The organism is Luteibacter mycovicinus (assembly GCF_000745235.1).
Classification (GTDB): Bacteria; Pseudomonadota; Gammaproteobacteria; order Xanthomonadales; family Rhodanobacteraceae; genus Luteibacter; species Luteibacter mycovicinus.
The window spans coordinates 3,106,641-3,129,877 of the sequence record NZ_JQNL01000001.1; the positions used below are offsets into that span (position 1 = coordinate 3,106,641).

Consider the following 23,237-nt stretch of genomic DNA (forward strand, 5'->3'; position numbering starts at 1 on the left):
GCGCATTCAACCGCCGCATAATAATGTTTTTGTCAGACTAATGTGTGGGCATCGCGAATTCGGCTCCCGCGCTTTCATCGTGGTTCAGCCAACGCTGTGTAACGGCTTTCTGCCTCGTGTAGAACCGCACCGACTCGGGGCCATGCGCGTGATGATCGCCCATGAGGCTCTTTTTCCAGCCCCCGAAGCTGTGAAAAGCCATCGGTACGGGGATCGGTACATTAATTCCGATCATGCCGACCTGAACGCGATGGGCAAATTCGCGCGCCACCTGTCCATCCCGTGTGAAAATCGCCGTTCCGTTTCCGAATTCGTGATCGTCGACCAGTTTCAGCGCACTGGCGAAATCCGGCACGCGAACCACGCATAGCACCGGCCCGAAAATTTCTTCCTTATAAATGCGCATGGCCGGCGTCACGCGGTCGAACAGCGTGCCGCCGACGAAGAAACCCTGCTCGCAGCCCGCCACCTGATAACCACGTCCGTCGACCACGAGCTCCGCACCAGCCGCTTCGCCGTCGTCGATGTAGCTGGTGATGCGATCGCGATGCACGCCGGTCACGACAGGTCCCATCTCGATGGTCTCGTCCAGGCCGTTGCCGATGCGCAGGGCCTTCACGCGGGGGGCGAGCTTTGCCACCAGTGCGTCGGCGGTCGCTTCGCCGACAGCGACGGCGACCGAGATCGCCATGCAGCGCTCACCGGCGGCGCCGTAGCCGGCACCCATCAAGGCGTCGGCGGTCTTTTCAAGATCCGCGTCGGGCATGACGATCATGTGGTTCTTGGCGCCGCCCAGAGCCTGCACGCGCTTGCCCTTCGCCGAACCTTGCGCGTAGATGTATTCGGCGATCGGCGTCGAGCCGACGAAGCTGACCGCGCGAACCAGCGGGTGATCGAGCAACGCGTCCACGGCGGTCTTGTCGCCATGGACGACATTGAAGACGCCGTCGGGGAGTCCTGCCTCCTTGAGCAGCCTGGCCAGCTCGACGCCGAGCGACGGATCGCGCTCGGAGGGCTTCAGCACGAAGGTATTGCCGCAGGCGATGGCCATGGGGAACATCCACATGGGCACCATCGCGGGGAAGTTGAACGGCGTGATGCCCGCGCAGACGCCCAGTGCCTGGCGCATGGTCCAGGCGTCGATGCCATTGGCGATCTGCTCGGTGTACTCGCCCTTGAGCAATTCGGGAATGCCGCAGGCGTATTCGACGACCTCGAGGCCGCGCACGATCTCGCCCTTCGCGTCGGACAGCACCTTGCCGTGCTCCGCGACGATCACGCGCGCCAGGCGATCCATGTCGCGCTCAATCAGGTCCTTGAAGCGGAACATCACGCGCGCGCGCTTGAGTGGCGGTGTTTCCGACCAGGCGGGGAACGCGGCGTGCGCCGCGCGCACCGCGACGTCGATATCGGCGACGGAGGCGAGCTCGACCTCGGCGGCGGGCACGCCGCGCGCGGGGTCGTACACCGGGGCGGTGCCCGCGGGCGAACCACTGTACGGCTTGCCGGCGATGAAGTGGCCGATGCGGGGGAGGGACTGGGTGGACGGCTGGGCGGACATGCTCTGTTTACTCCGATGGCGGCGCGGTCAGCGCGCGATCATCCATTCGTGGGCGGGATCGTTGCGGAAATGCCATTCACGGCGCGGACCGGCCATGACGTTGAGGTAGTAGCCGCGGTAACCGTGCGGCATCACCACGGGGTGGTAGCCACGCGGCACCATCACCACATCGTGGTTGCCGACGGCCATCGACTCGTCGATGTCGCGCTCGTCGGTGTAGACGCGCTGAAACGCGAAGCCTTGCGGTGGATCGACACGGTGATAGTAGGTTTCCTCCAGCACGCTTTCTTCAGGCAGTGCGTCCGTGTCGTGCTTGTGCGGCGGATAGCTCGACGAGTGACCGGCGGGCGTCAGCACCTCGACCACGAGCAGCGACTCGGCGTCTTCGGTTTCCGGAAGAATGTCGCAGACGTAGCGGGTGTTCGCGCCCGTACCGCGCGCCGAACGCTTCATCGACGATGGCTCGATCAGGCGCGCGGCGAACTTGCCGGTGGCCGGTGCGGAAGCGAGTGCCAGCTCGGCATCGGTCCGCGCGGTGATCGTGTACACGGATGACGGCGGTGCATATACGGCATGCGGCGAGCGATCGTCGAAGACGCTGTCGCGGCCACCGAGGTCTTCCCACGCGTGGCCGGCCACCGCGATATCGACGCGCCCGACGAGCACCACGAGACACCCCTCGCGGTCGGCGGGCAGCGCGATCTTGACGGTCGAGCCCGCTTCGATACGCCTCGCCTCGAAACCCACGTGATGCCAGCGGGCGGTTTCCGGCGTGACTTTGACGATGGCTTCGCCGGTGGGCATCGCCTTGACGAGCAGACTCATGCGACCTCCCCGACCATCTCGCGGTCGAGCAACGAGCGAAGCGTGTCGTAACCCTTCTTCGCGTAACGGTAGCTGGGCGCCACCGTCGGATCCTGCTCCGCCTCGACCACCAGCCAGCCCCGGTAACCGTGGGTTTTCAGGCGATCGATGATGGCCGCGAAGTCGATCACGCCATCGCCCGGCACGGTGAACGCGCCGTTGAGCACGGATTCCAGGAACGTCCAGTGACGATTGCGCGCCAGACGCACCACGCCGGGGCGCACGTCCTTGCAGTGAACATGGCAGATGCGGGCGATATGGCGGTCGAGCACGGCCACCGGATCGCCACCGCCGAAATACGTGTGGCCGCTGTCGAACAGCAGGCCGACTTCATCGCCGGTATGCGCCATCAGCTGGTCGACATCATCCGGGGATTCGACGTAGGCGCCCATGTGATGGTGATACGCCAGGCGAACGCCATGGGACAGCGTGAATTTCGCGAACTCGGTGATGTTCTCGCCATACCGCTTCCAGTCGTCGGCGGTGCGGAAGCGGGGCCGCTTGTAGAGCGGCACCGGCTCACCCTGGATGGCATGAGCGACTTCACCGTACACCATGACCTGGCAGCCGTTCTCGGCCAGGAGGCGCAGATGCTTCTCGACGGCGACGATTTCTTCTTTCGCAGAGCGCTCGGCGACACGCCCGGAGTACCAGCCGGACACCACGTCGAGTCCGTAGCCGGCCATCAGGTCACGCAGCTCGACGGGATCCCTGGGAAATTTATTGCCCAGCTCGAAGCCTTCGTAACCGATCGCCTTGCCTTCGGTCAGAGCGGTCGACAAGGGGATCTCGCCGCCGAGCGAGGGAAGGTCGTCGTTGCTCCACGAAATCGGGTTGATGCCGATACGGATGGGATCGTTCTTCATACGGGCGTGTTCCTGGCCTTGCGGCCCACGATGGCGGATTCGTAGCCGCTGCGCGCCTCGCGCACGGCCTCCCGCGTGGAAACTTCGGGGATCGCCACGTCCCACCATACGCCGCCCTCGTCGGTCGTACGCGTGTGGTCGGTGTCGATGCTGATCAGGTAGGTGCGGTCGGCGGCGCGGGCTCGCTCCATGGCGGCTTCTAGGCCGGCGATATCGGCGACGTGTTCCGCGATGGCGCCCAGCGAGCGGGCGTGGGCGGCGAAATCGACCGTCGGCGCACCGTGCTTTCCCTGGACGCAGTTGTCGAACATGTTGTTGAACGGCGCGCCGCCGGTGGCCTGCTGCAGGCGGTTGATGCAGCCGTAGCCGCGATTGTCCAGCAGCACGATGATGAGCTTGGCGTCCAGCATCACCGAGGTGGCGATCTCCGAGTTCATCATCAGGTAGCTGCCGTCGCCGACCATGACGATGACTTCGCGATCCGGCCTGGCCATCTTGACGCCAAGGCCGCCGGCGATCTCGTAGCCCATGCACGAGAACCCATATTCCATGTGGTACCCGCCGGGCGTCTCCGTGCGCCACAGTTTCTCGAGCTCGGCGGGCAGCGTCCCGGCGGCGCAGACGACGATGTCGCTACGTGCGGAAAGCGGCGACGAACGCTGGACCGCGCCGATCACTTCGCCGTCGTAGGGCAGACGGCCTTCCGGTGGCTGGCGCGCATCGGTGATGCGGGAAACGATGTCGACCCACTCACGCGCGACGTCCCGGGCGCGCAGCGTCCACGCTTCGGGAGCGGCCCAGTCCTCCAGGCCGAAGCTGAGGTCGTCGAGCACGCGCGCCGCATCGCCGATCACCTCCAGGCCGTTGCCCTTGAGCGCGTCGAAGGTGTTGACGTTGACCGAGAGGATCGGCACATGAGCGAACAGGGCGTTGGAGCCGGTGGTGAAGTCCTGCAGTCGCGTACCCACGGCGATGATCAGGTCCGCCTCGCGGAGCAGGGCATTCGCCGCGGTGGACCCGCAGACGCCCGCGGGGCCGAGATGCAGCGGATGATTCCAGGGCAGGGCGCCCTTGCCCGCCTGCGTCTCACAGATGGGCACACCGTGCTTGTCGGCGAAGGCGAGCAGTTCCGGTGTGGCTTTCGCGTACAACGCGCCGCCGCCGGCGACGATGACCGGGCGCTCGGCCGCCTCGATGGCATCCAGCGCGTGCATCAGCTCATCGTCGGTCGGCTGCGGGGCGCGGAACACGATCTCACGCGGTTCGAAGAAGGCGAGCGGCCAGTCGTATGCCTCGGCCTGGACGTCCTGAGGTAACGCCAGCGTCACCGGGCCGCACAGCGCGGCGTCGGTCAGCGCACGGATGGCCCGGGGCAGGGCCGTCAGCAGCTGCTCCGGACGCATGATGCGATCGAAGTAGCGGGAGACGGGACGAAAACAATCGTTGACCGACACCGTGCCGTCGGAGAAGTCCTCGAGCTGCTGAAGCACCGGATCCGGCGCACGCGACACGAAAATGTCGCCCGGCAGCAGAAGCACCGGCAGACGGTTCACATGGGCCAGCGCCGCCGCGGTCACCAGATTGGTCGCGCCCGGGCCGATCGATGTCGTCACCGCCATCATGCGTCGACGCATATGCGTTTTGGCATACGCGATCGCGGCATGCGCCATGGCCTGCTCATTATGCGCACGGTACGTCGGCAGTTCATCGCGGATGCCATACAGCGCTTCGCCCAGTCCCGCCACGTTGCCATGCCCGAAGATGGCGAACACGCCGCCGAACAACGGCGCCGACTCATCGCTGTCCGCATCGCGCCCGTGCAACGCCGCGAGATACCGTACGAGTGCCTGCGCCGTCGTGAGCCGCACGGTCGCACCGGCGGTGGTGGGAGCCAGGCCGGTTGACGATTCCAGCCTGTTCATGCCGCCGCACCTTCAGTGACTCGCTCCTGCGGCACCCGCCGTCCCTCGCGCCACAACGCGATCATCCGTTCGAACGCCGCGCGCGCCTGGCTCACCAGCGCCTCATCGTCGATCGTCCCGGACAGCCACGCTTTGGCCGGCTCACTGAACAGCGTGCGCCCCACGGCGAAGCCGCGGCAGGTCACGCTCTCCAGCGCGTCGGCGAATCCGGCGGCCAGCTGTTCCACCGGCGCATTCAGGCCCAGCAGCAAGACGCCGCGGCAGTGCGGATCGCGTTCGGCGATCAGGGCGTCGATCGCCGCCCACGCCCCCCGCTGCGGCGGGCAAAGCTTCCACCAGTCCGGACGGATGCCGAGGTTGTAGATACGCTTCATGGAGCGCAGCACCAGCTCGTCGCGCTGCGAAGGGTCCTTGCAGCCCGGAGGAATGATTTCCAGGAGCAACTCATGGCCACTGATCTTCGCCGCGTCGTAGAGCGAGCGGATCTGCGTTTCCTGCTCCACGCGATCCATTGGCGTGGCATCCGGATCGAAGGCGACCAGGCACTTGATGACGTGCTCCGCCGGCCACGAGATCAGCTGACTGCCGATGGACCGGCCACGCTCCAGTTCCAGCGGGTTGGACCCCGGCACTTCCACGGGGCGGCCGATCCACCAGCCACGCCCGGTCGCGGCGTTCAACGCATCCTGACCGTAGCGGTCGTCGGCGAGCAGGCCAATGTGTCCGTGTAGCTGTCCGGCGCGCTCGGTCGCCGCCACCGCCTCGACCAGCAGCTCTTTCAGCCGTGGCAGGCGTGCTTCCTCACCGCCGGCGGCACGCGTCAGCTCGAAGAAGGGCGTGCGATGGTCGAAAGCGAATACATACAGCTCGTTCCACGCCTTGCGCGGCACGGCCGTGCGATGCAGATGCGAGAGCTCGGCATCGAGGTCCGGGCGACGGATGCCACCGTCGCGCGACAGGAAGGCATCGAGTTCAGCGCGACCGGGCATCGCCGGCGCACAGGCGTGGCGGGACACCACGATGGCACCGCAGGCGTTGGCGTAGGCACACGAGCGCTCGATGGATTCACCATCCAGCCACCCGGTAAGGAAGCCGGAGAGGAAGGCATCGCCGGCGCCGAGCACGTTGAGTACCTCGACCCGCGAGCCCTTGTACGTCGGCGCGTCGTCGATGTCCGAAGGGATGACCCCCTCGATGACGCTGCAGCCGACGGCACCGCGCTTCACGACCAGCGTCGCGGCACTGATGCCGCGAACCGCGCGGAGTGCCGAGAGCAGGTCCTCGCTGCCACCGGCGATGTGGAACTCTTCCTCGGTGCCGACGATGAGGTCGAACCCGGGCAGGCTGGCCTGCAGATGAGCGGTGACATGCTCCGCGGCGACGAACCGGCGCTCGCCTTCGCCGCGTCCTGTCAGACCCCAGAGCACCGGCCGGTAGTCGATGTCGAGCACCGTGCGTACATCGTGCTTGCGCGCCAGTTCGATCGCGCGGGTGGCGGCGGCATGCACGCCCGGTTGCGACAGGTGTGTGCCGGTGACGGCCAGCGCACGGCAGCGCGCGATGAACGACTCGTCGATATCGTCGGGCGTCAGCGCCATGTCCGCGCAGTTCTCGCGATAGAACAGCAGCGGGAACGTCTCGCGATCCTTGATGCCGAGAATCGCCAGCGCGGTGAGCCGCTCGTGATCGGTCTTCACCTGGCTGATGTCGCAGCCTTCGGCTTCCAGTGTCTCGGTGAGGAAGCGCCCCATATGATCGTCGCCGACGCGGGCGAGCATCGCCGAGCGCAGGCCTAGCCGAGCCGTGCCGAAAGCGACGTTGGCCGACGACCCGCCCAGATACTTGGCGAAGCTGGTGACGTCCTCGAGGCGCGCGCCGATCTGCTGGGCGTAGAGATCCACCGCGAGCCGGCCGAGGCAGGCGACATCGATGGGGCGGGAGGGGGAGCGGGGAAGGAGACTACGCATGGGGGTTATCCGTGTTCAGGCCGCGCGGCCTTCCAGTTCGTCGACCAGGCTCTGGATCTCGGTACCGCCGGCCATCATGTCGAGCACCGCTTCCTTCGTTACGTCGGTTTTGGCGAAGGTGCCCATGGACTGGCCGCGGTTGAGCAGCGTGAAGCTGTCCGCGATGGGGTAGGCGTGGTGCACGTTATGGGTGATGAAGATCACCGAGATGCCGCGCTCGCGGGCTTTGTGGATGAGCTTGAGCACGTTGCACGACTGTTTGACGCCCAGCGCCGCCGTGGGCTCGTCGAGGATCAGCACCTTCGCACCGAAGTGGATGGCGCGGGCGATGGCGAGACACTGCCGTTCGCCGCCGGACATCGTGCCGACCGGCTGGCCGGCATCGCGCACGCGGATGCCCATCTCCGCGAGTTTGTCGCGTGCGGTTTCGTTGGCGTACTGCATGTCGATGACCGGAATCACGCCGAACATCTTCTTGCGCGGCTCACGTCCGGCGAAGAAATTGCGCGCCACGCTCATCAGCGGAACGAGGGCCAGGTCCTGGTAGACCGTGGCGATGCCGTCGTCGAGCGCTTCGCGCGGCGAGTTGTACCTCACCGCCTTGCCTTCGACACGATATTCGCCGCTGCTGGGCTGGTGCACGCCGGCGAGCGTCTTGATCAGGGTGGACTTGCCGGCACCGTTATCGCCGAGCAGGCAATGCACCTCGCCGCGTTTCAGGCGAAGGGTCACGCCCTGCAGCGCGATGACGGTACCGAAGAACTTGCTGACGTCGTCGAGTTCGAGAATGTAATCGTCGGCCATGGTGGCGCTCCTCACTTCGTGCTCGCAGCGCGGCTGCGGATGTAGTGGTTGAACAGCACCGCCAGCAGCAACATGCCGCCAAGGAACACGCGGTACCAGTCCGAATCGATGTTGGTATACGAGATGCCGATCTGCACGACACCGAAGATCAGCGCGCCGAAGCAGGCGCCGATCACCGAGCCGAAGCCGCCGGTGAGCAAGGTGCCGCCGATGACGACCGCGATGATGGCTTCGAACTCTTTCTGCAGGCCGCGATCGGCCGCGGCGGAGCCCACGTCGGCCACCTGCAGCACGCCGAACAGGCAGGCGCAGAACGCGGAGAGCACGAACAGGGAGATCTTCACGCGGCGCACCGGCACACCGACGTTCTTGGCGGCGTTGGAGTCGCCTCCGACGGTGTAGATCCAGTTGCCGAAGCGCGTGCGGGCCAGGACGAAACCCGCTGCGACACCCATGACGAGCCACCACACCAGCACCTTGGGGATGCCGCCGACGACCGGGTCGCCGCTGGGCAGCTTCTCGATGAGGTTCATGCCGGCCAGACCGGTGAACAACCAGTGCAGAGTGGTGCCCGAGAACAGCGCGTTGATGACCGGGTCTTCGGCGAACTTGTCGCCCACGCCGCTGACGATGGTGCTGTTGGCGAAGCCGGTCGACAGCACCAGGGTCAGGCCGCGGAGGATGAACATGAAAGCGAGGGTGACGATGAAGGACGGCAGCTTCGTCCGGACCACGAGGTAGCCGTTGAGAGCGCCGAGCGCCATGCATCCGGCGAAGGCGAACAGTACCGACGCCCACAGTGGCCAGCCCATGTACATGGGCGGGATGGCGACGAGAACGCCGGCGAAACCGATCATCGAACCCATCGACAGATCGAATTCGCCGGCGATCATCAGCAGGCAGGCACCTACGGCGAGGATGCCGAGGTAGCCCGCCACCTGGGCCCAGTTGATCACGCCATCGAGCGCGAACATGCCCGATCCGCCGGCGAAGATGCCGAAGAAGACGAAGACGAGCACGGTACCCGCGATCGAGCCCAGTTCGGGCCGGTCGAGCAGGATGCGCCACGGCGAGATCCGCCGTACGCGTTCGTCCGTGGAGGTCGGTGCTTCCGGCGCTGTCGCGCGGTTTTCCTGGATCATGTTGGAAACGCTCTCATTGATGGCGCTCATGGTTCACTCCCCGACGGTCAGCGGTACTGGCCGGCGTACTTCTCGACGGTGGACACGTTGTCCTTCGTGACGAAGGCGGGGCCTGAACTGACGCCCGTGGCGGTGTAGACGGGCTTGAGGTCGTACTGCTTCAGGCGGGCCTGGAACTTCGGGTTGGCCTTCAGCGCCTCGATGATCTTGGCCGGGTCCTTGGTGTTCTGGTCGTGCGCGATGACCAGCGCGGCGATGCCCATATAGCCCTGCAGGTAGGGCTGCTGGTCGATCGCGTACTGGATCGTGCCGGACTTGATGCCGTTGATGATGGCGGGCGACAGGTCGAACGTGCCGAAGTCGATCTTGCCGGCCAGGTGCATGTCGTTGACCACCTTGATGGTCGGCTCCGCGGCGTTGGGGCCGAGGGCGAGGATCGCCTGGGTCTTCGGGTTGCTGCGCAGGTAGGCACTGACCTTGCTGGCGACCACGGTCGGGTCCATGCCACTGTCGATCATCGAGGTCTTGCGCCAGTCCTTCACGCCGATGGCCTCGGCGAAGCCCTGACAACGCTGGAACGAGGCATTGTTGGTGGCGTAATGATTGACGCAGACGAAGCTGGTGATGCCCTTGGCCTTGGCCCGTTCGCCAGCGGCTTTGCCCGCGTCGTATTCGCCCTGGCCCACGTGCATGATGGCGCCCAGCTTCTTGCTCTCGTCCGGGGTGCCCGAGTTGATCGTGACGATGGGAATGCCCTTCGCGGAGACTTTGGCCGCCGGTGCCTTCAGCACGGCGAAGCTGGCGATATCGAAGGAGACGCCCTTGTAGTTGCGGGCGGCGGCGGACTCGAGCTGGCGGGCCATTTCGGCCAGGTCGCCATTGCCCGAGCCGCGGTAGTCGACCTCGACGCCGAAATCCTCACCCGCCTGCTTGATGGAGTTCTTGATGGTGTTCCACCACGAATCCGAGTCGGCGGCGTGGGTGACGAGAACATACCGGTCGCCGGGCGCCGCCTGGGAGGCGGGGGCGGCGAGGCCGAGACCGAGGGCAAGAGCTGCCGCCAACGAGGCGTGGATCAGTTTGGAACGCATATGGCCTCCACAGATGACCGCCGTGCGGTCGGGTGATGGATATCGAACTGCGACGACGGCCGGGCGGCCGCTGTTTTTGCCGAAAGCGGACCGAGCATGGACCTGCTTTTCCATGGTTGCAATTTGCATTGCAGCAAAAAAATAAATGGAAAATCTGTTCCATATCGTGCTTGAATGCCGCCGGTCCCCCGTGGAGCGCCTGATGGCCAAACGCAGCGAAGCCGATGCCCTCATGCAGCGCATCGCCGATGAATTCGAGGCCCTGCCGCGCCAGCTGCAGGGTGTCGCCCGTTACCTTGAGGAACATCGCAGTTCCATCATGGTCCAGCGCGTCGGTGAGATCGCCGAAGGCTGTGGCGTGCACGCGTCGGCGGTCGTCCGCTTCGCCCAGCGATTCGGCTACTCGGGCTTCACCGAGATGCAGGCGGTGTTCCGCAACGCGTTCACCGCGCAGACGGCGCCGCAGCGCAGCTACAAACAGCGCATCCGCAGTGTCATCAAGGGCGGCACCGGCAGCATGCCGGCGGCGGAGATCGCCTCGCGCTTCATCGACGCCAGCCGCGCCGGTCTCGACGAACTCGCCGCCGGAATCGACGAGGTGCGTTTCCAGAAAGCGGTGGACATGCTTGCCGCTGCGGAGAATATCTACGTGATCGGCGTGCGCCGCTCATTCGCGATCGCCACATACATTGCCTACGCACTTCAGCACACGCAGAAGCGCGTGCACCTGGTCAACGGGCTGGGTGGCATGTTCCGCGAGCAGTTGCGCAGCATCGGAAAGGGTGATGCACTGATCGCGATCAGCTTTCCACCGTTCGGCAAGGAAACCCTTTACGCCATGCGCGTGGCGCAACAGCACAAGGCCGGCGTGCTCGGCATCACCGAGAGCGATCTCGGTCCGCTGGCGCGTCACTCGGATGTCCTGCTCAAGGTGAAGGAGGGCAGCGCATTCGCCTTCCGCGGTCTCACCAGCACCATGTGCCTGTGCCAGGCGCTGTTCGTCGCGCTGGCCTACAAGCTCGAACTGACTGTCGAAGAAACACTTCCCCGAGGAGAATACGATGATTGAAGTTGCCGTTTTCGGTGCCGGTCGCATTGGCAAGATCCACGCGGGCAACGTTGCCCGCCATCCCGAAGCGCGCCTGCGCTATGTGATCGACGTGCACGCGCCCTCCGCTCAGGAACTCGCCGACAAACACGGTGCGAAGGTCGCCAGCGTCGATGAAGCGCTGAACGATCCGGCGGTCGGTGCCGTGGTCATCGGCTCCAGCACGGACACGCACTCGGACCTGATTCATCGCGCGGCCGCCGCGGGCAAGGCGATCTTCTGCGAGAAGCCGGTGGACCTCGACGTGGAGCGTGCGCGTTCGTGCCAGGCCGCCGTCGAGAAAGCGGGCGTCACCTGCATGATCGCGTTCCAGCGCCGCTTCGATCCCACGTTTGCGTCACTGAAGAAGCGCCTCGATGCCGGTGAAGTGGGTACGCCTGAACTGCTGATCGTCACCAGCCGCGATCCGGGCGCGCCGCCGGTCAGCTACATCAAGAGCTCCGGTGGCATCTTCAAGGACATGCTGATCCACGATTTCGACATCTTCCGCTGGATCCTGGCCGACGAGGCCGTGAGCGTGCACGCGATGGGCAGCTGTCTGACCGACCCGGCGATCGAGGAAGCCGGCGATATCGACACCACCGCCGTCACCATCCGGACGAAGAGCGGCAAGCTCTGCCAGATCAACACGTCGCGCCGCGCCGCGTACGGCTACGATCAGCGTTTCGAAGTGCTCGGCAGCAAAGGCATGTTGCAGGCGGGCAATGTCGCGCCGACCCAGGTCGTCTCGCACACGTCGACCAGCATCGCGCATGACCTGCCGGAGCACTTCTTCCTCGAGCGCTATCGCGAAGCCTACGCGGCCGAGATTGCGCACTTCTTCGACGCGCTGGCCGCGGGCACGCCCGTTCGTACCACCATTGCCGATGGCATCAAGTCGCTGGAACTGGCGGAAGCCGCCGCGCGCTCATGGCGCGAAGGCAAGGTCGTCGAGGTGAGCATCTGACGATGGCCAACCTCCGTATCGGTCTGGCCGGCCTCGGTCGCCTGGGTCAGCGCTATGCAGAAAACCTCGCGCGCGCCGTGCCTCGCGCCGAGCTCGCGGCGGTGTGCAGCCCGGTCGAGGCGGAGCGCGCGTGGGCGCGTGACACGCTGGGCGTCGAGACCATCCACACCTCGTATGAGGAGATGCTGGCCGACCCTTCGCTGGACGCCGTGTTCCTCGTCACGCCCACCTCGCTGCACGCAACGCAGATCGAGCAGGCGCTGGACGCCGGCAAGCACGTGTTCTGCGAGAAGCCGCTGTCCCTGGAACTGGAAGACTGCCGCCGGGCTGCCGCCCACGCGGCGAAGGCCGGCAAGCGGGCGATGGTCGGCTTCGTCCGCCGCTTCGACGAAAGCTACCGCCATGCCTTCATGCACATCGAAGGCGGCGGCATCGGTCGTCCGTTTCTGGTGTACTCACAGACGACGGATCTCGCCGACCCGAGCGGCGCCTTCCTGAAGTTCGCCCCGACCAGCGGCGGCATCTTCCTCGATTGCAGCGTGCACGATGTCGATCTGGCTCGCTGGCTGCTGGGCCGGCCGAAGGCGACCAAGGTCTATTCGACCGGTACGGTGGCGATGTATCCGCCGCTGGAGGACATCGGCGACGTGGACAACGGCATCGCCATCGTCGAGTTCGAAGGCGGCCGGATGGCCATGTTCTATGCGTCGCGTACGCAGGCCCACGGGCATGACACGCATACCGACGTGACGGGGACGGCCGGACGGGTCAGCATCGGGCGTAACCCGCGGGCGGACCGGGTGGAGATTGCGGATGCCAATGGCGTGCGCAATACCGTGGTCCCGTCGTTCTATGAGCGTTTCGCGCCGGCGTTCGTGACTCAGGCGAAGCACTTCGTCGATGCGGTGCTCGACGACACCCCGTTCGACCTGACGATGGACGATGCGGTGGAGGCAACGCGGATCGCTGTGGCGTTGCGCGAGTCGCTGCAAAGCGGGCAGCCGGTCCTCCTGTGACCGGCGACCATCGACCGCCGGCGTGACCATGAAAAACGCTTCACCCGGCGCCGTGCCGCAGTGCAGCATCGAGGCGCTATAATCGGCCCATCATGTCTCTCCCATCCCTGGTTCCCCAACGCGGGCGGCGTTTCGCCGTGACGGCGCGGATTCTTTCCGCCGTCGTCTTCACCTTCATCTGCTACCTCTGCATCGGCATTCCGCTGGCCGTGCTGCCGGGTTTCGCACACCTGACGCTGGGGTACTCCACGGTTCTCGCCGGTCTGGCGGTCAGCGCGCAGTACCTCGCGACGCTGCTGAGCCGGCCGCACGCGGGACGGATGGCGGATGCGATGGGGCCGAAGCGCACGGTGCTCGCCGGTCTGGTGGTGCTTGCCCTTGCGGGCCTGTTCCTCGCTCTGGCCGCGCTGGTGCCGAAGATTCCCGCGTTGTCGCTGGTGCTGATCCTGCTCAGTCGTCTGGGCCTGGGGTTCGCCGAAAGCTGGGTCGGCACGGGCTCCATCACCTGGGGTATCGGCGGCATCGGCGGCGAGCACACTGCGCGCGTGATCTCGTGGAACGGCATCGCTACCTACGGCGGGATCGCCCTGGGCGCGCCGCTTGGCGTGATCCTGGCCCGTGACTATGGCTTCATCGCGCTGGGCGTCATCTCCTTCGCGCTCGGTCTGGTGGCTCTCCCCATCGCCCTGGCCAAGGCGGCGGTGGCACCCAGCCACGGCGAGCGCCTGCCTTTCCGGAGCGTGCTCTCGCGGGTCATGCCTTATGGCGCCGGTCTGGCGCTGGGGTCGATCGGCTTCGGCTCGCTGTCGACCTTCGTGGCGCTTTACTACGCCAGCCGGGGCTGGGAGGGCGCCGCGGTGTCGCTGTCGGTCTTCGGCAGCTGCTTCATCGGCGTGCGCCTGGTGTTCGGCAATGCGGTGGATCGCTTCGGCGGCTACCGCGTTGCGATGGTCTCGCTGGCGGTGGAGGCGCTGGGCCTGATGGTGCTGTGGCTGGGCGTGACCCCGCACGCGGCCATGATCGGTGCGGCATTGACCGGCTCGGGCTTCGCCCTGCTGTTCCCGGCGCTGGGTGTGGAGGCGGTCAGCCGCGTCAGCACGCACAACCGGGGCGCGGCGCTCGGTGCGTATTCCGTCTTCCTCGACGTTGCCCTGGGCCTGACCGGTCCGGTCGGTGGATGGGTCGCAGGCATCTACGATTACCCGGCGATCTTCCTGCTGGCGGGTTTCGCCTCGATCGCGGCGGTGATCCTCTCCGCCTCGCTTTATCTGCGTTTTGGCCGCGATGGGAACGCACGCGGGAAACCGGCCGACGCAAGGGCATAATGAGGTCCTGACCCCTCACGAGTTCCCTCCATGCCCTACGATCGCAGCTGGACCGGCTTCGGCATCATCGGTGCCCTCGAAACCGGCGGTATCGCGCTGCTGGTCGGCTTCATCCTCTATGCGCTGGTCCGGGCGTTCGGCAAGAGCAACGGCTGGAGCCATGGCAAGGACCTCAGCGTCGCGTTCGCCCTGTCGGTATTGCTCGCCGCCGGGCAGGACCTGTGGGACCTGTTCTATTTCAACTTCGTCCCCATCCAGTCGCCGACCCTGATCCGCCTGAAGCTGGCCGCGGTGCACGATCCCGACAGCATCGGCCTGCGCGTGTCGTTCGAACTGATGGGTGCGCTGATCGGCGTCTGCCTCGGCTGGGCGATTTTCTCCGGCGGCTTCAAACAGCTGATGCACGGCATGCGCAACAGCTGACCGTCAATGTAGAGCGCGCCCCGCGCGCGATTCAATCCGGCGACACGCGTGAATGCCGTCAGCGCGCATGCCCAAACATCCAGCTCCACAGCTCCGGCGTCGCATACGCCTTTTCCCACGAGCCATGATTCACCCCCGGGAACTCGCTGTACTTCACCTCGGCCTTCCGCGCGAGCAGCGCCGCATTCATCTTGCGCGACTGCTCGGTCGGCACGACGTTGTCGTCGCCACCGTGGAAAATCCACACCGGCAGCTTGCCGATCTTCTGTGCGACCCACGCCGACGGATCGGTGCCCGCCGGTACACCGTGCACGTAAAGGCGCTGGCCTTCGCCTTCCAGCGGCGTCACTCCGCCACAGATGATCGCCGCCGCGGCGAACGTCCCGGGATGATCCACCGCCAGCTGCCATGAGCCGAAGCCGCCCATCGAAAGGCCGGTCAGGTAGAGGTGCTTACGGTCGCCATGGAACTCGCTGATGCTCTTTTCCATCGCCGCCATCGCCATGTCGGCATCGGCCTTGTCGGTCCAGGCGGTATCGTCCGGGGCCTGGGGCATCACGACCACCGCCGGAAAATCCATGTGCTGCTTCAGCCACGGCGGCAGGCCTTGCGACATCTGCTTCTGGTTGTCGCTGCCGCGCTCGCCGCTGCCATGCAGGAACAGCACGACGGCCGGGTGGGGCTTGATGTCGGCGGGGACGAAGACCTGATAACGGTAGGTCTTGCCGGCGACGTCGACGCTGCGCTCGACGAACTGCGCGGGCGCGGCGGAGGCGCCGACGGCGGTCATGGCGGTGAGGAAGGCGAGGGTGCGGAGCATGGACTGAATCCCGTCGGGTACCAATGTAGGAGCGCGCCCTGTGCGCGACATGTTCTTGCGTTGTCTCTCAAGGCTCTCGCGAAAAGGTGTCGCGCGCAAGGCGCGCTCCTACAGGCGAAGGGAGACAGGGCCGTCGGTCGCATGCGTGCCCGTTAGAGCACCGGATCGAACAGCCGGGCCACATGCAAGGCCACCCGCCGCAGGTACGACAGCCGCCGGTAGTCATTGGCATTGACCTCGTCGGACTTCGCGAAATCCGCTTCCAGCATGGCTTCGACCTCACCCGCGAACGCCTCATCGACATTCAGCGCCGCAATCTCGAAGTTCAGCCGGAAACTTCGGTTATCCAGGTTCATGCTGCCCACCACCGCCGTGTCCTCGTCGATCAGCATCACCTTCTGATGGACGAAGCCGGGCTGGTAACGAAACATGCGAATACCGGCGACGATCGCCTCGTGCGCATACAGCGTGCTCGCCATGAACACCGTGCGGTGGTCCGGCCGGCTGGGAATCAGGATGCGCACGTCCACCCCGCGGAACACGGCAAGCCGTAACGCGGCGAATACGGACGGGTCCGGCACGAAGTAAGGCGTGGTGATCCATACGCGCCGCCGCGCCGCATGAATGACCTGGGTGAAGAACAGCGAGCAGCTCTCCTGCCGGTCCGCGGGCCCGGTCGCCACGATCATCGTCGACGCACGGCCGCACCGCTCCGGCGGCGGCAGCGAGGGAGGGCGTTCCCCGGTGACCCAGTACCAGTCTTCGGCGAACACGCGCTGCAGATCGGCCACGGCGGGCCCCTCGATCTGCATATGCGTATCGCGCCAGGGTGATAGCGGCGGGTTCGCGCCAAGGTACTCGTCACCCGCGTTGAGCCCGCCGACGAAACCACGCTCGCCATCGACCACGAGTACCTTGCGGTGATTGCGGAAGTTGAGCTGGAAGCGGTTGCGCCAGCGTCGCGTGGCGAAGCGACGGACCTCGACACCGCCCGAGCGCAGCGATTCCACATAGCGGTCGGGCAGGGCATGGCTGCCGATGCCGTCATAAAGCAGGCAGACCTGCACGCCCGCCGCGGCGCGCTCGAGCAACGCGTCGCGCAGTCGACGGCCCAGAACGTCGTCGTGAATGATGAAGAACTGCACCAGCACGTAGCGCTCGGCCCGGGCGATGGCGGCGAACATGGCGGTGAAGGCGGCTTCCCCGTCGATATGCAGGGCCAGGGCGTGCCCCCCGTGCATCGCGCTGTTGATCATCCGCCCGATCGCGTCGTAGCGGTCGTCGTGTACCGGGACCGACGGCGCGAGCAGGCCGGTGTGGCCCGGATGCGCGGCTTCTTCGTGCAGCATGAAGAAGCGCGCCTGACGCTGGCGATGCAGGTCGACGTAGCCGCCGAAGTGGCTGGCGCCGAGAAACAGATAAGGCACCAGCGTGACGTAGGGAACGAGGACCAGCCCGAGCACCCACGCGAAGGCGCCCTGCGCCGTGCGGGCGTTCATGACCGCGTGCATGGCGGCGAGCACGCCCGCGGCATGCAGGCATAGCGCGGCGATGGCGATGAGCGTGGCGATCATGCGCCGGGGTCTCCACTTTCCAGTTTGCGACAACAGTGTTTGTCGCGGTTGAGTGTTTTTACACGAATGGCTCGCGAGGACAATGGACGTCATCGCTTTCCATCGAGCCCGTCCCATGCATGCCTCTTCGTCCCGCCTGCCTTTGCTGGCACTTGCGGTGGCCGCGTTCGCCATCGGTACCACCGAGTTCGTGATCATGGGCCTGCTGCCCGAAGTCGCCGCCGACCTGAAAGTAGGCATCCCGGAGGCCGGCATGCTGGTCTCCGGGTACGCCCTCGGCGTGGCGGTCGGCGCCCCCCTGCTGGCCGCGCTGACGGCGAAGCTGGAACGCAAGCGCGCTCTGCTGCTGTTGATGGGCCTGTTCATCCTCGGCAACCTGCTCTGCGCCATCGCTCCGAATTACGAGGTGCTGATGGGTGCCCGCGTGGTCGCCGCGTTCTGCCACGGCTCGTTCTTCGGAATCGGCGCCATCGTGGCTGCCCATCTCGTGCCGGCCAACCAGCGGTCGCGAGCCATCGCTTTGATGTTCGCCGGCCTGACCCTTGCGAACGTGCTCGGCGTTCCCTTCGGTACGTTTCTGGGCCAGTGGGCGGGCTGGCGCTCGACCTTCTGGGCGGTGACGGTGCTCGGAGTGATCGCGACGATCGCGGTGGCCCGGCTGGTCCCGGCGCTGCCCCACCTCAAGGCCCCGAACATGGCGCGCGAGCTTCGCGTACTGCGCGAACCGCAGGTACTGATCGCCCTGGCGATGACCGTGCTCGGTTTCGGCGGCGTCTTCACCGTGTTCACCTATATCGCGCCGATCCTGCAACAGGAATCGCACGTGAGCCCGCACTGGACGGGAGCGGTGCTGGTGCTGTTCGGTCTGGGCACGACGATCGGCAACATGCTCGGCGGGCGTCTGGCGGACTGGAAACTGATGCCGTCGCTGATCGGCATCCTCGTGGTGTTGTCGCTGCTGCTGGCGGTGTTCGCCTGGACGATGCATTCGACCGTGGGCGCCATCGTCACCGTATTCGTCTGGGGGATCGCCGCGTTCGCCACCGTGGCGCCGCTGCAATCCCGCGTGGTGCATGTGGCGGGCGATGCGCCCAACCTCGCCTCGACGCTCAATATCGCCGCGTTCAACCTCGGTAACGCCGGCGGCGCATGGCTTGGCGGCGCGGTGCTGGCCGCCGGGTTCCCGATGCCGACGGTAAGTCTGGCGGGCGCTGCGGTTACCGTCACGGGGCTGCTTGCTACGATGGTCAGTGTCGCCCTGGAGCGCCGCGCCTCACCGGCGGTGCCCGCAGGCACCTGATACCCGTTCCCAGGAGTAACGCATGAAAGCCGTCGTCTACCGCAAGTCGCTGCCCGTCGCCGATACGCAAAGCCTGCTGGATGTCGAGCTGCCGGACCCCTCGCCGGGCGCCCGCGATTTGCTGGTCAGGGTCGAGGCCGTCTCGGTCAATCCGGTGGATACCAAGATCCGCCGCAACGTCGACCCCGCCGGTGCCGACAAGGTCCTTGGCTGGGATGTCGCCGGTACGGTGATGGCGGTCGGCGACGAGGTCACTCGGTTCAAGGTGGGCGACAGCGTCTGGTACGCGGGCGAGCTGGAGCGTCCCGGTGGCAACAGCGCGCTGCACGTGGTCGACGAACGCATCGTCGGCCGCAAGCCGTCGACGTTTTCTATGGCCGAGGCGGCGGCACTTCCGCTCACGGCACTGACCGCGTGGGAGCTGATGTTCGATCACATGGGCATCCCACATGGCACGACGGGCCGCCCCGCGACCCTGCTGGTCGTCGGCGCCGCCGGCGGTGTGGGCTCCATCGCGGTGCAGCTGGCCCGCCGGCTCACCGGCCTGACGGTGATCGGTACCGCATCGCGCCCCGAGACGCGTGCGTGGGTCGAGTCGATGGGTGCGCATCACGTGGTGGACCACTCGAAGCCGCTGGCCGACGAAGTGCGCGCGGTCGCTCCGGAGGGCGTCGACTACGTGCTCAGCCTGACCGCCACCGAGAAGCACTATGCCGCGCTGGTCGACGTGCTCAAGCCGCAGGGCAAACTCGGCCTGATCGACGACCCGGCCGAGGCGATCGACGTACGCCTGATGAAGCGCAAGAGCCTCTCGTTGTACTGGGAGTTCATGTACGCGCGGTCGATGTATCGCACCGACGACATGGCCGAGCAGGGTCGCATCCTCGACGAGGTGGCCAATCTGGTCGACGCGGGCGTCATCCGCACCACCGTGCGAGAGAACCTGGGCACGGTGAATGCGGACAACCTGCGTCGCGCGCACGCTTTGCTCGAGAGCGGCAAGGCGATCGGAAAAATTGTCCTGGAAGGATTCTGACAACCGGCAGGAGCGCGCCCCCTCGAGCGCGCATGAGCGTGCCCCCCGCGCGCGCGTAGGAGCGCGCCCCGCGCGCGAAAAGCCAACAAGGCGGCGACGCAGAACACTCCCTGTTGCGCGCAGGGCACCCCCCTGTCGCGCGCAAGGCGCGCTCCTACATTTAGTCGATTAGCATGGTGGCGACGTTCTGCGCCTGCTTGCGGATTTCCGGGATGGCGGTGGACTCCCACAGCGTCCCGCGCAGCATGCTCCCGATGGCGAACAGGTTGGCGCGCGCCTTGCCGTTGCCATCGAGCAGGTGGCCGTCAGGCACGGCGCGGAGGCCCATGCCCAGCGGATCGGGCTGGACGAGCCCGTCGACCACCAGCTGGCGCACGAGACGATGCTCCGTGCGCTGAGTGTCGGTATTCAGGCCGACGGTCTGGATGACCAGATCGTAAGACTCCGTGGATTCGCCACCGCCTGGCAGGGCGCGCACGACATCCAGGTTGCCTTCCTGCGACAACCTCACCGCGCGCATGCGACCGCGGCCGCGCTCGAAACGGCCCTCGGCTTCGAGCTTCGCCACCGACGCGGCCACCTGCGGCGGCATGCGATGGCGTGCACGTTCCCATGCCCAGCGCGCATGACGCAGGAAGCGGGCACGCTCGGCGGCAGGTAGCTCGCGCCACAGACCCTGGGTATGCGGACGCATGCCGTCGACGACCGTGCGCCAGTCTTCCGCGCCGGCCGTGGCTTCGCGCAGGCGGCGCAGCCAGGCACGGACGTTGGGATCGTCCCGCATGGCTTCGATGAGTTCGGTGCCGTCATCCGTGGGCGCCGACGCGGCGGCCAGGTGCGGCTCGGGCAGCTTGCCGTGGCGCGACAGAGCGGTGAAGTGCGCCTTCGGCCAATGCGCCGACAGCTCCAGCAGGACGTCCACCGCGGTCAGGCCGAGGCCGATCACCAGCACGCGCAACGGACGGTCGTCGTCCTGCGCCGCGGCCATGAACGGCCAGGGATCCGTCACGTAACGACCGCTGGCGATCGCGGCGTCTTCCACGCCCGCGAGGGGGCGCGGGGGCAGGGAGCCGATCGCCAGCACCGCCGCGTCCGCGCGCGACGTTTCATCGCCGAAGCCGATGGTGACGCCTTCGGACGAGGGCACCAGTGAGTCGGCTTCGAACGGATGCACGTTGATATCGTGCCCGAACGAACGGGCATTCATGACCGCCTGCTCGACGCGCGAGCGCAGGAAATCGCCGTACAGCCTGCGCGGCAGGAAGTCGGAGCCTTTCACCTTCGGGTCGAGACCCTGGGCGTACTCGAGAAAACCGCCGGGTTTGCTGACGAACATGCCCATGGACGCCGCGCGGACGTTGAGCAGATGACGCCCGGAGGGCGTGCCGTAGGCGACACCGCGCCCGGCATCCGGCGCGCCGGCATACCAGTCCAGATGCAAGGGCTGGGGCGTACGCCGCTCCAGCAACTCACTTACCAGCGTCGCCGCTGCAGCGCCACCGCCGATGATGGCGACTTTATGAAACATGCTTTTGGTCCTTCGCCCGATGGCTGGGGTGGAGGGCCGTAGACCGTCAGGCCGTCAGGCGTCCCGCGATGATCGATTGCCTCGGTCGTGCGATCCAGTGTCCCGAAGGACCGGGCTGCTCATACGCGAGGTACTGTGCCAGATCGCCACCGTACACGTGAAGCGTGAGGGCCGTGTCATGCCGCGACAAATTGCGGCAGCGATGGGCATGGGTGTCCGTCGAGTCGAACCAGGTCGCGTCGCCCGGGCCCAGCCAGGTGCGGCCGATACTGCGAAGCGAATGCCGGTCCTCGCCCTTTTCAAACGATTCGACCTCGAGTGCGCCCGAGATGGTGGCCTCGAGGCCCCACAACCCGCCGTGATCGTGCACGGGCGTGGCGTAGCCGGGCGGCCAGACCATGATCATCACGCTGACCGCCGGCTTCGACCGCTCGGCCAGGATCCACCGCTCGAAGCCCTTCCGGCGTTCGCGCAGCGGGCCGAGCAGATCGGTCAGCGCATTACTGTGTGCGTGGAGCGCACGACCGACCTCCCGCCCCATGGAGGCGAGATCCGGGTGCCCCACATCCGACAGGTCGAACGCGATGTCGCGCAAGGCCCTGACGATGGAAAAACGCTTACCCATGTGCTGGGCCGTCCCAAGAATCGACTGGCGGGAAGTGGAGCATGGCGTCCGTTAAACCCTCGTAACCCCGCGCTTTCGACTGACGCTTTAAACCTTCGATTCCGTACGTGCATCCAAGGCCATGAACCCGCCCACCGGGCGGCCTTCCACGGAGTGCAACGCCATGATCGTCCTGACCTCGCTTGTCGTAATGGCCGCCGGCTTCTGGCTGGTATTCGCCCTCATCGGCGCGGTGCTGAAGCTGGTCTTCGGCATCATCGGCGGCGTTTTCAGCGTGTTCGCCAGTCTGATCGGTGCCGCCATCGGTGGGCTGGCCTTGCTCCTTGTCGCTCCGATGGTCGCCCTGGCCCTGATCCCGGTGCTGTTGCCGGTCGCCGCGCTGGCGCTGATCGTCTGGGCCGTCGCACGCGCCACCCGCCGTCGCCCGGACGTGGTGGTGATGCCCGCCTCGCGTTGAGCATGAAGGGGAGCGACGGGCGTCGCTCCCCTCGCCTTGACCTCAGAGATTCCTGAGGTCGAAGCTGATTGGGATGCGCGCCCAGGCCTGAACCTTCTGGCCGTTCTGCTGAGCCGGCTGGAAGTGCCACTTCGCCAGCACCTGATCGCGTGCCGCCTTGTCGAGCACGGGATGGCCGCTGCTGCTCTCGATCACCACGTCCAGCGGCTTACCGCTTTCGTCCACCAGTACGCGCAGGGTCACCGTGCCGTGCATGCGGCCTTGAATAGCGGCGCGCGGGTAGGTCGGCGCGGGCGCCGAGACATAAGCCAGCGTGGCCTCGACGGGCGCCGGCTGGACAGCGGGTGGTGAGACGGGAGCGACCTGAACGGGCGCCGGAGGCACCATGGGCGCCGTTCCCTCATCCGTCGGCACCGCCGTCTGCACGGGCGGGCTTTCGACATGCCGGGTCACGGTCGTCACCGGATGGGGCGGTCTGACCGGCAACGGCTTGAGATCGATCGGCGGCGGCGGAACCGGCGTCGGCTCCGTCAGGTGCTCGATGAGACGTATGGGTTCCTGGACGAGGGGCGCCGTGGCGATATCCGCCACCATCGGCCGCATGACGGCGATGAGCGCGGCGGCGTTGAGGGCGATCGCCGCGCTCATCGCGACGATGCGGACGGTATCCGGATGCACTCCGGCAAGGACGTGCGGACGAGCGAACGACATGAGCCACCTCCTGCGATGGGGGGAAGGAGCAGCGCGGTCGGGAACACGGCCAGCGGGGACTGGCGGGGATCGTGTTCAGGTCCGATGGCAGATTAGGCAGGCTTCGCGGGAAGTTGCAATAGCGGACGTCTGGATGGCTATACCGGTTAGC

General features: G+C 66.4%; 21 protein-coding genes. 8 read left to right on the plus strand and 13 right to left on the minus strand.

From position 1 onward, the window contains the following. Positions 1-37: 37 nt before the first annotated feature. The 8 genes from FA85_RS13590 to FA85_RS13625 are packed head-to-tail and all read right to left on the minus strand — an operon-like array spanning position 38 to position 10,217. Positions 38-1,561, minus strand: a complete 1,524-nt coding sequence (locus tag FA85_RS13590) for a CoA-acylating methylmalonate-semialdehyde dehydrogenase (RefSeq protein ID WP_036115981.1) — start codon at positions 1,559-1,561, stop codon at positions 38-40. Between the two features lie 27 nt (positions 1,562-1,588). After that, on the minus strand, positions 1,589-2,386 hold the full coding sequence (iolB, locus tag FA85_RS13595) for a 5-deoxy-glucuronate isomerase (protein WP_036115979.1): 798 nt from the start codon (positions 2,384-2,386) through the stop codon (positions 1,589-1,591). Further along, a complete protein-coding gene (gene iolE, locus FA85_RS13600) occupies positions 2,383-3,291 on the minus strand; it encodes a myo-inosose-2 dehydratase (protein ID WP_036115977.1) in 909 nt (302 codons plus the stop codon). Before iolE ends, iolB begins: the two co-directional genes overlap by 4 nt. Beyond that, positions 3,288-5,213 carry a 3D-(3,5/4)-trihydroxycyclohexane-1,2-dione acylhydrolase (decyclizing) gene (iolD, locus tag FA85_RS13605; protein WP_036115975.1) on the minus strand — a complete coding sequence of 642 codons (1,926 nt, stop codon included), beginning with the start codon at positions 5,211-5,213 and terminating at the stop codon, positions 3,288-3,290. The genes iolE and iolD overlap by 4 nt, the downstream gene beginning before the upstream one ends. Then, positions 5,210-7,180, minus strand: a complete 1,971-nt coding sequence (locus tag FA85_RS13610) for a bifunctional 5-dehydro-2-deoxygluconokinase/5-dehydro-2-deoxyphosphogluconate aldolase (protein ID WP_036115973.1) — start codon at positions 7,178-7,180, stop codon at positions 5,210-5,212. The genes iolD and FA85_RS13610 overlap by 4 nt, the downstream gene beginning before the upstream one ends. Positions 7,181-7,195: 15 nt before the next feature. Further along, a complete protein-coding gene (locus FA85_RS13615; RefSeq protein WP_036115970.1) occupies positions 7,196-7,984 on the minus strand; it encodes an ATP-binding cassette domain-containing protein in 789 nt (262 codons plus the stop codon). Positions 7,985-7,995: 11 nt separating this feature from the next. Further along, positions 7,996-9,156 (minus strand): ABC transporter permease, encoded by a 1,161-nt coding sequence (locus FA85_RS13620; RefSeq protein WP_036115966.1) that lies wholly within the window; start codon positions 9,154-9,156, stop codon positions 7,996-7,998. 17 nt (positions 9,157-9,173) lie between these two features. After that, complete coding sequence (locus FA85_RS13625) at positions 9,174-10,217, minus strand: sugar ABC transporter substrate-binding protein (RefSeq protein ID WP_051943979.1); 1,044 nt, start codon at positions 10,215-10,217, stop codon at positions 9,174-9,176. A 202-nt stretch (positions 10,218-10,419) separates the two neighbouring features. Here FA85_RS13625 and FA85_RS13630 point away from each other — a divergent pair, with 202 nt between their 5' ends. From FA85_RS13630 to FA85_RS13650, 5 genes are all read left to right on the plus strand, one after another. Further along, positions 10,420-11,286, plus strand: a complete 867-nt coding sequence (locus FA85_RS13630; RefSeq protein WP_036118388.1) for a MurR/RpiR family transcriptional regulator — start codon at positions 10,420-10,422, stop codon at positions 11,284-11,286. Continuing rightward, positions 11,279-12,271 (plus strand): inositol 2-dehydrogenase, encoded by a 993-nt coding sequence (gene iolG, locus FA85_RS13635; protein ID WP_036115964.1) that lies wholly within the window; start codon positions 11,279-11,281, stop codon positions 12,269-12,271. The genes FA85_RS13630 and iolG overlap by 8 nt, the downstream gene beginning before the upstream one ends. Before the next feature lie 2 nt (positions 12,272-12,273). Next, positions 12,274-13,287, plus strand: coding sequence for a Gfo/Idh/MocA family oxidoreductase (locus FA85_RS13640; RefSeq protein ID WP_036115962.1), 1,014 nt, complete (start codon positions 12,274-12,276; stop codon positions 13,285-13,287). 92 nt (positions 13,288-13,379) lie between these two features. Continuing rightward, entirely contained in the window at positions 13,380-14,612 is a 1,233-nt protein-coding gene (locus tag FA85_RS13645; RefSeq protein ID WP_036115960.1) for an MFS transporter, read from the plus strand. Positions 14,613-14,642: 30 nt separating this feature from the next. Next, positions 14,643-15,035: a hypothetical protein gene (locus FA85_RS13650; protein ID WP_036115958.1), complete on the plus strand. Its 393-nt coding sequence runs from the start codon at positions 14,643-14,645 to the stop codon at positions 15,033-15,035. Positions 15,036-15,093: 58 nt separating this feature from the next. Here the strand turns inward: FA85_RS13650 and FA85_RS13655 are convergent, their stop codons facing one another. Continuing rightward, the gene (locus tag FA85_RS13655; RefSeq protein WP_036115955.1) at positions 15,094-15,855 is read right to left on the minus strand and encodes a carboxylesterase family protein; all 762 of its coding nucleotides are present in this window, start codon (positions 15,853-15,855) and stop codon (positions 15,094-15,096) included. A gap of 152 nt (positions 15,856-16,007) precedes the next feature. After that, positions 16,008-17,429, minus strand: a complete 1,422-nt coding sequence (cls, locus tag FA85_RS13660; RefSeq protein ID WP_036115954.1) for a cardiolipin synthase — start codon at positions 17,427-17,429, stop codon at positions 16,008-16,010. Between the two features lie 115 nt (positions 17,430-17,544). Here cls and FA85_RS13665 point away from each other — a divergent pair, with 115 nt between their 5' ends. Both FA85_RS13665 and FA85_RS13670 read left to right on the plus strand, forming a co-directional pair. Beyond that, positions 17,545-18,729: an MFS transporter gene (locus FA85_RS13665; RefSeq protein WP_036118385.1), complete on the plus strand. Its 1,185-nt coding sequence runs from the start codon at positions 17,545-17,547 to the stop codon at positions 18,727-18,729. Positions 18,730-18,751: 22 nt separating this feature from the next. Beyond that, positions 18,752-19,765, plus strand: a complete 1,014-nt coding sequence (locus FA85_RS13670) for a zinc-binding alcohol dehydrogenase family protein (protein WP_036115951.1) — start codon at positions 18,752-18,754, stop codon at positions 19,763-19,765. A 160-nt stretch (positions 19,766-19,925) separates the two neighbouring features. On the opposite strand, the gene FA85_RS13675 is transcribed toward FA85_RS13670, so the two are convergent. Together FA85_RS13675 and FA85_RS13680 are read right to left on the minus strand one after the other, a co-directional pair. After that, entirely contained in the window at positions 19,926-21,293 is a 1,368-nt protein-coding gene (locus tag FA85_RS13675; RefSeq protein WP_036115948.1) for an FAD/NAD(P)-binding protein, read from the minus strand. A 46-nt stretch (positions 21,294-21,339) separates the two neighbouring features. Further along, the gene (locus tag FA85_RS13680) at positions 21,340-21,918 is read right to left on the minus strand and encodes a cysteine dioxygenase (RefSeq protein WP_036115946.1); all 579 of its coding nucleotides are present in this window, start codon (positions 21,916-21,918) and stop codon (positions 21,340-21,342) included. 163 nt (positions 21,919-22,081) lie between these two features. On the opposite strand from FA85_RS13680, the gene FA85_RS13685 reads away from it, so the two are divergent. Next, positions 22,082-22,375 carry a hypothetical protein gene (locus FA85_RS13685; protein ID WP_036115944.1) on the plus strand — a complete coding sequence of 98 codons (294 nt, stop codon included), beginning with the start codon at positions 22,082-22,084 and terminating at the stop codon, positions 22,373-22,375. A 42-nt stretch (positions 22,376-22,417) separates the two neighbouring features. Here FA85_RS13685 and FA85_RS13690 read toward each other — a convergent pair whose 3' ends face one another. After that, positions 22,418-23,086 (minus strand): energy transducer TonB, encoded by a 669-nt coding sequence (locus tag FA85_RS13690; protein WP_036115941.1) that lies wholly within the window; start codon positions 23,084-23,086, stop codon positions 22,418-22,420. Positions 23,087-23,237: the final 151 nt, after the last annotated feature.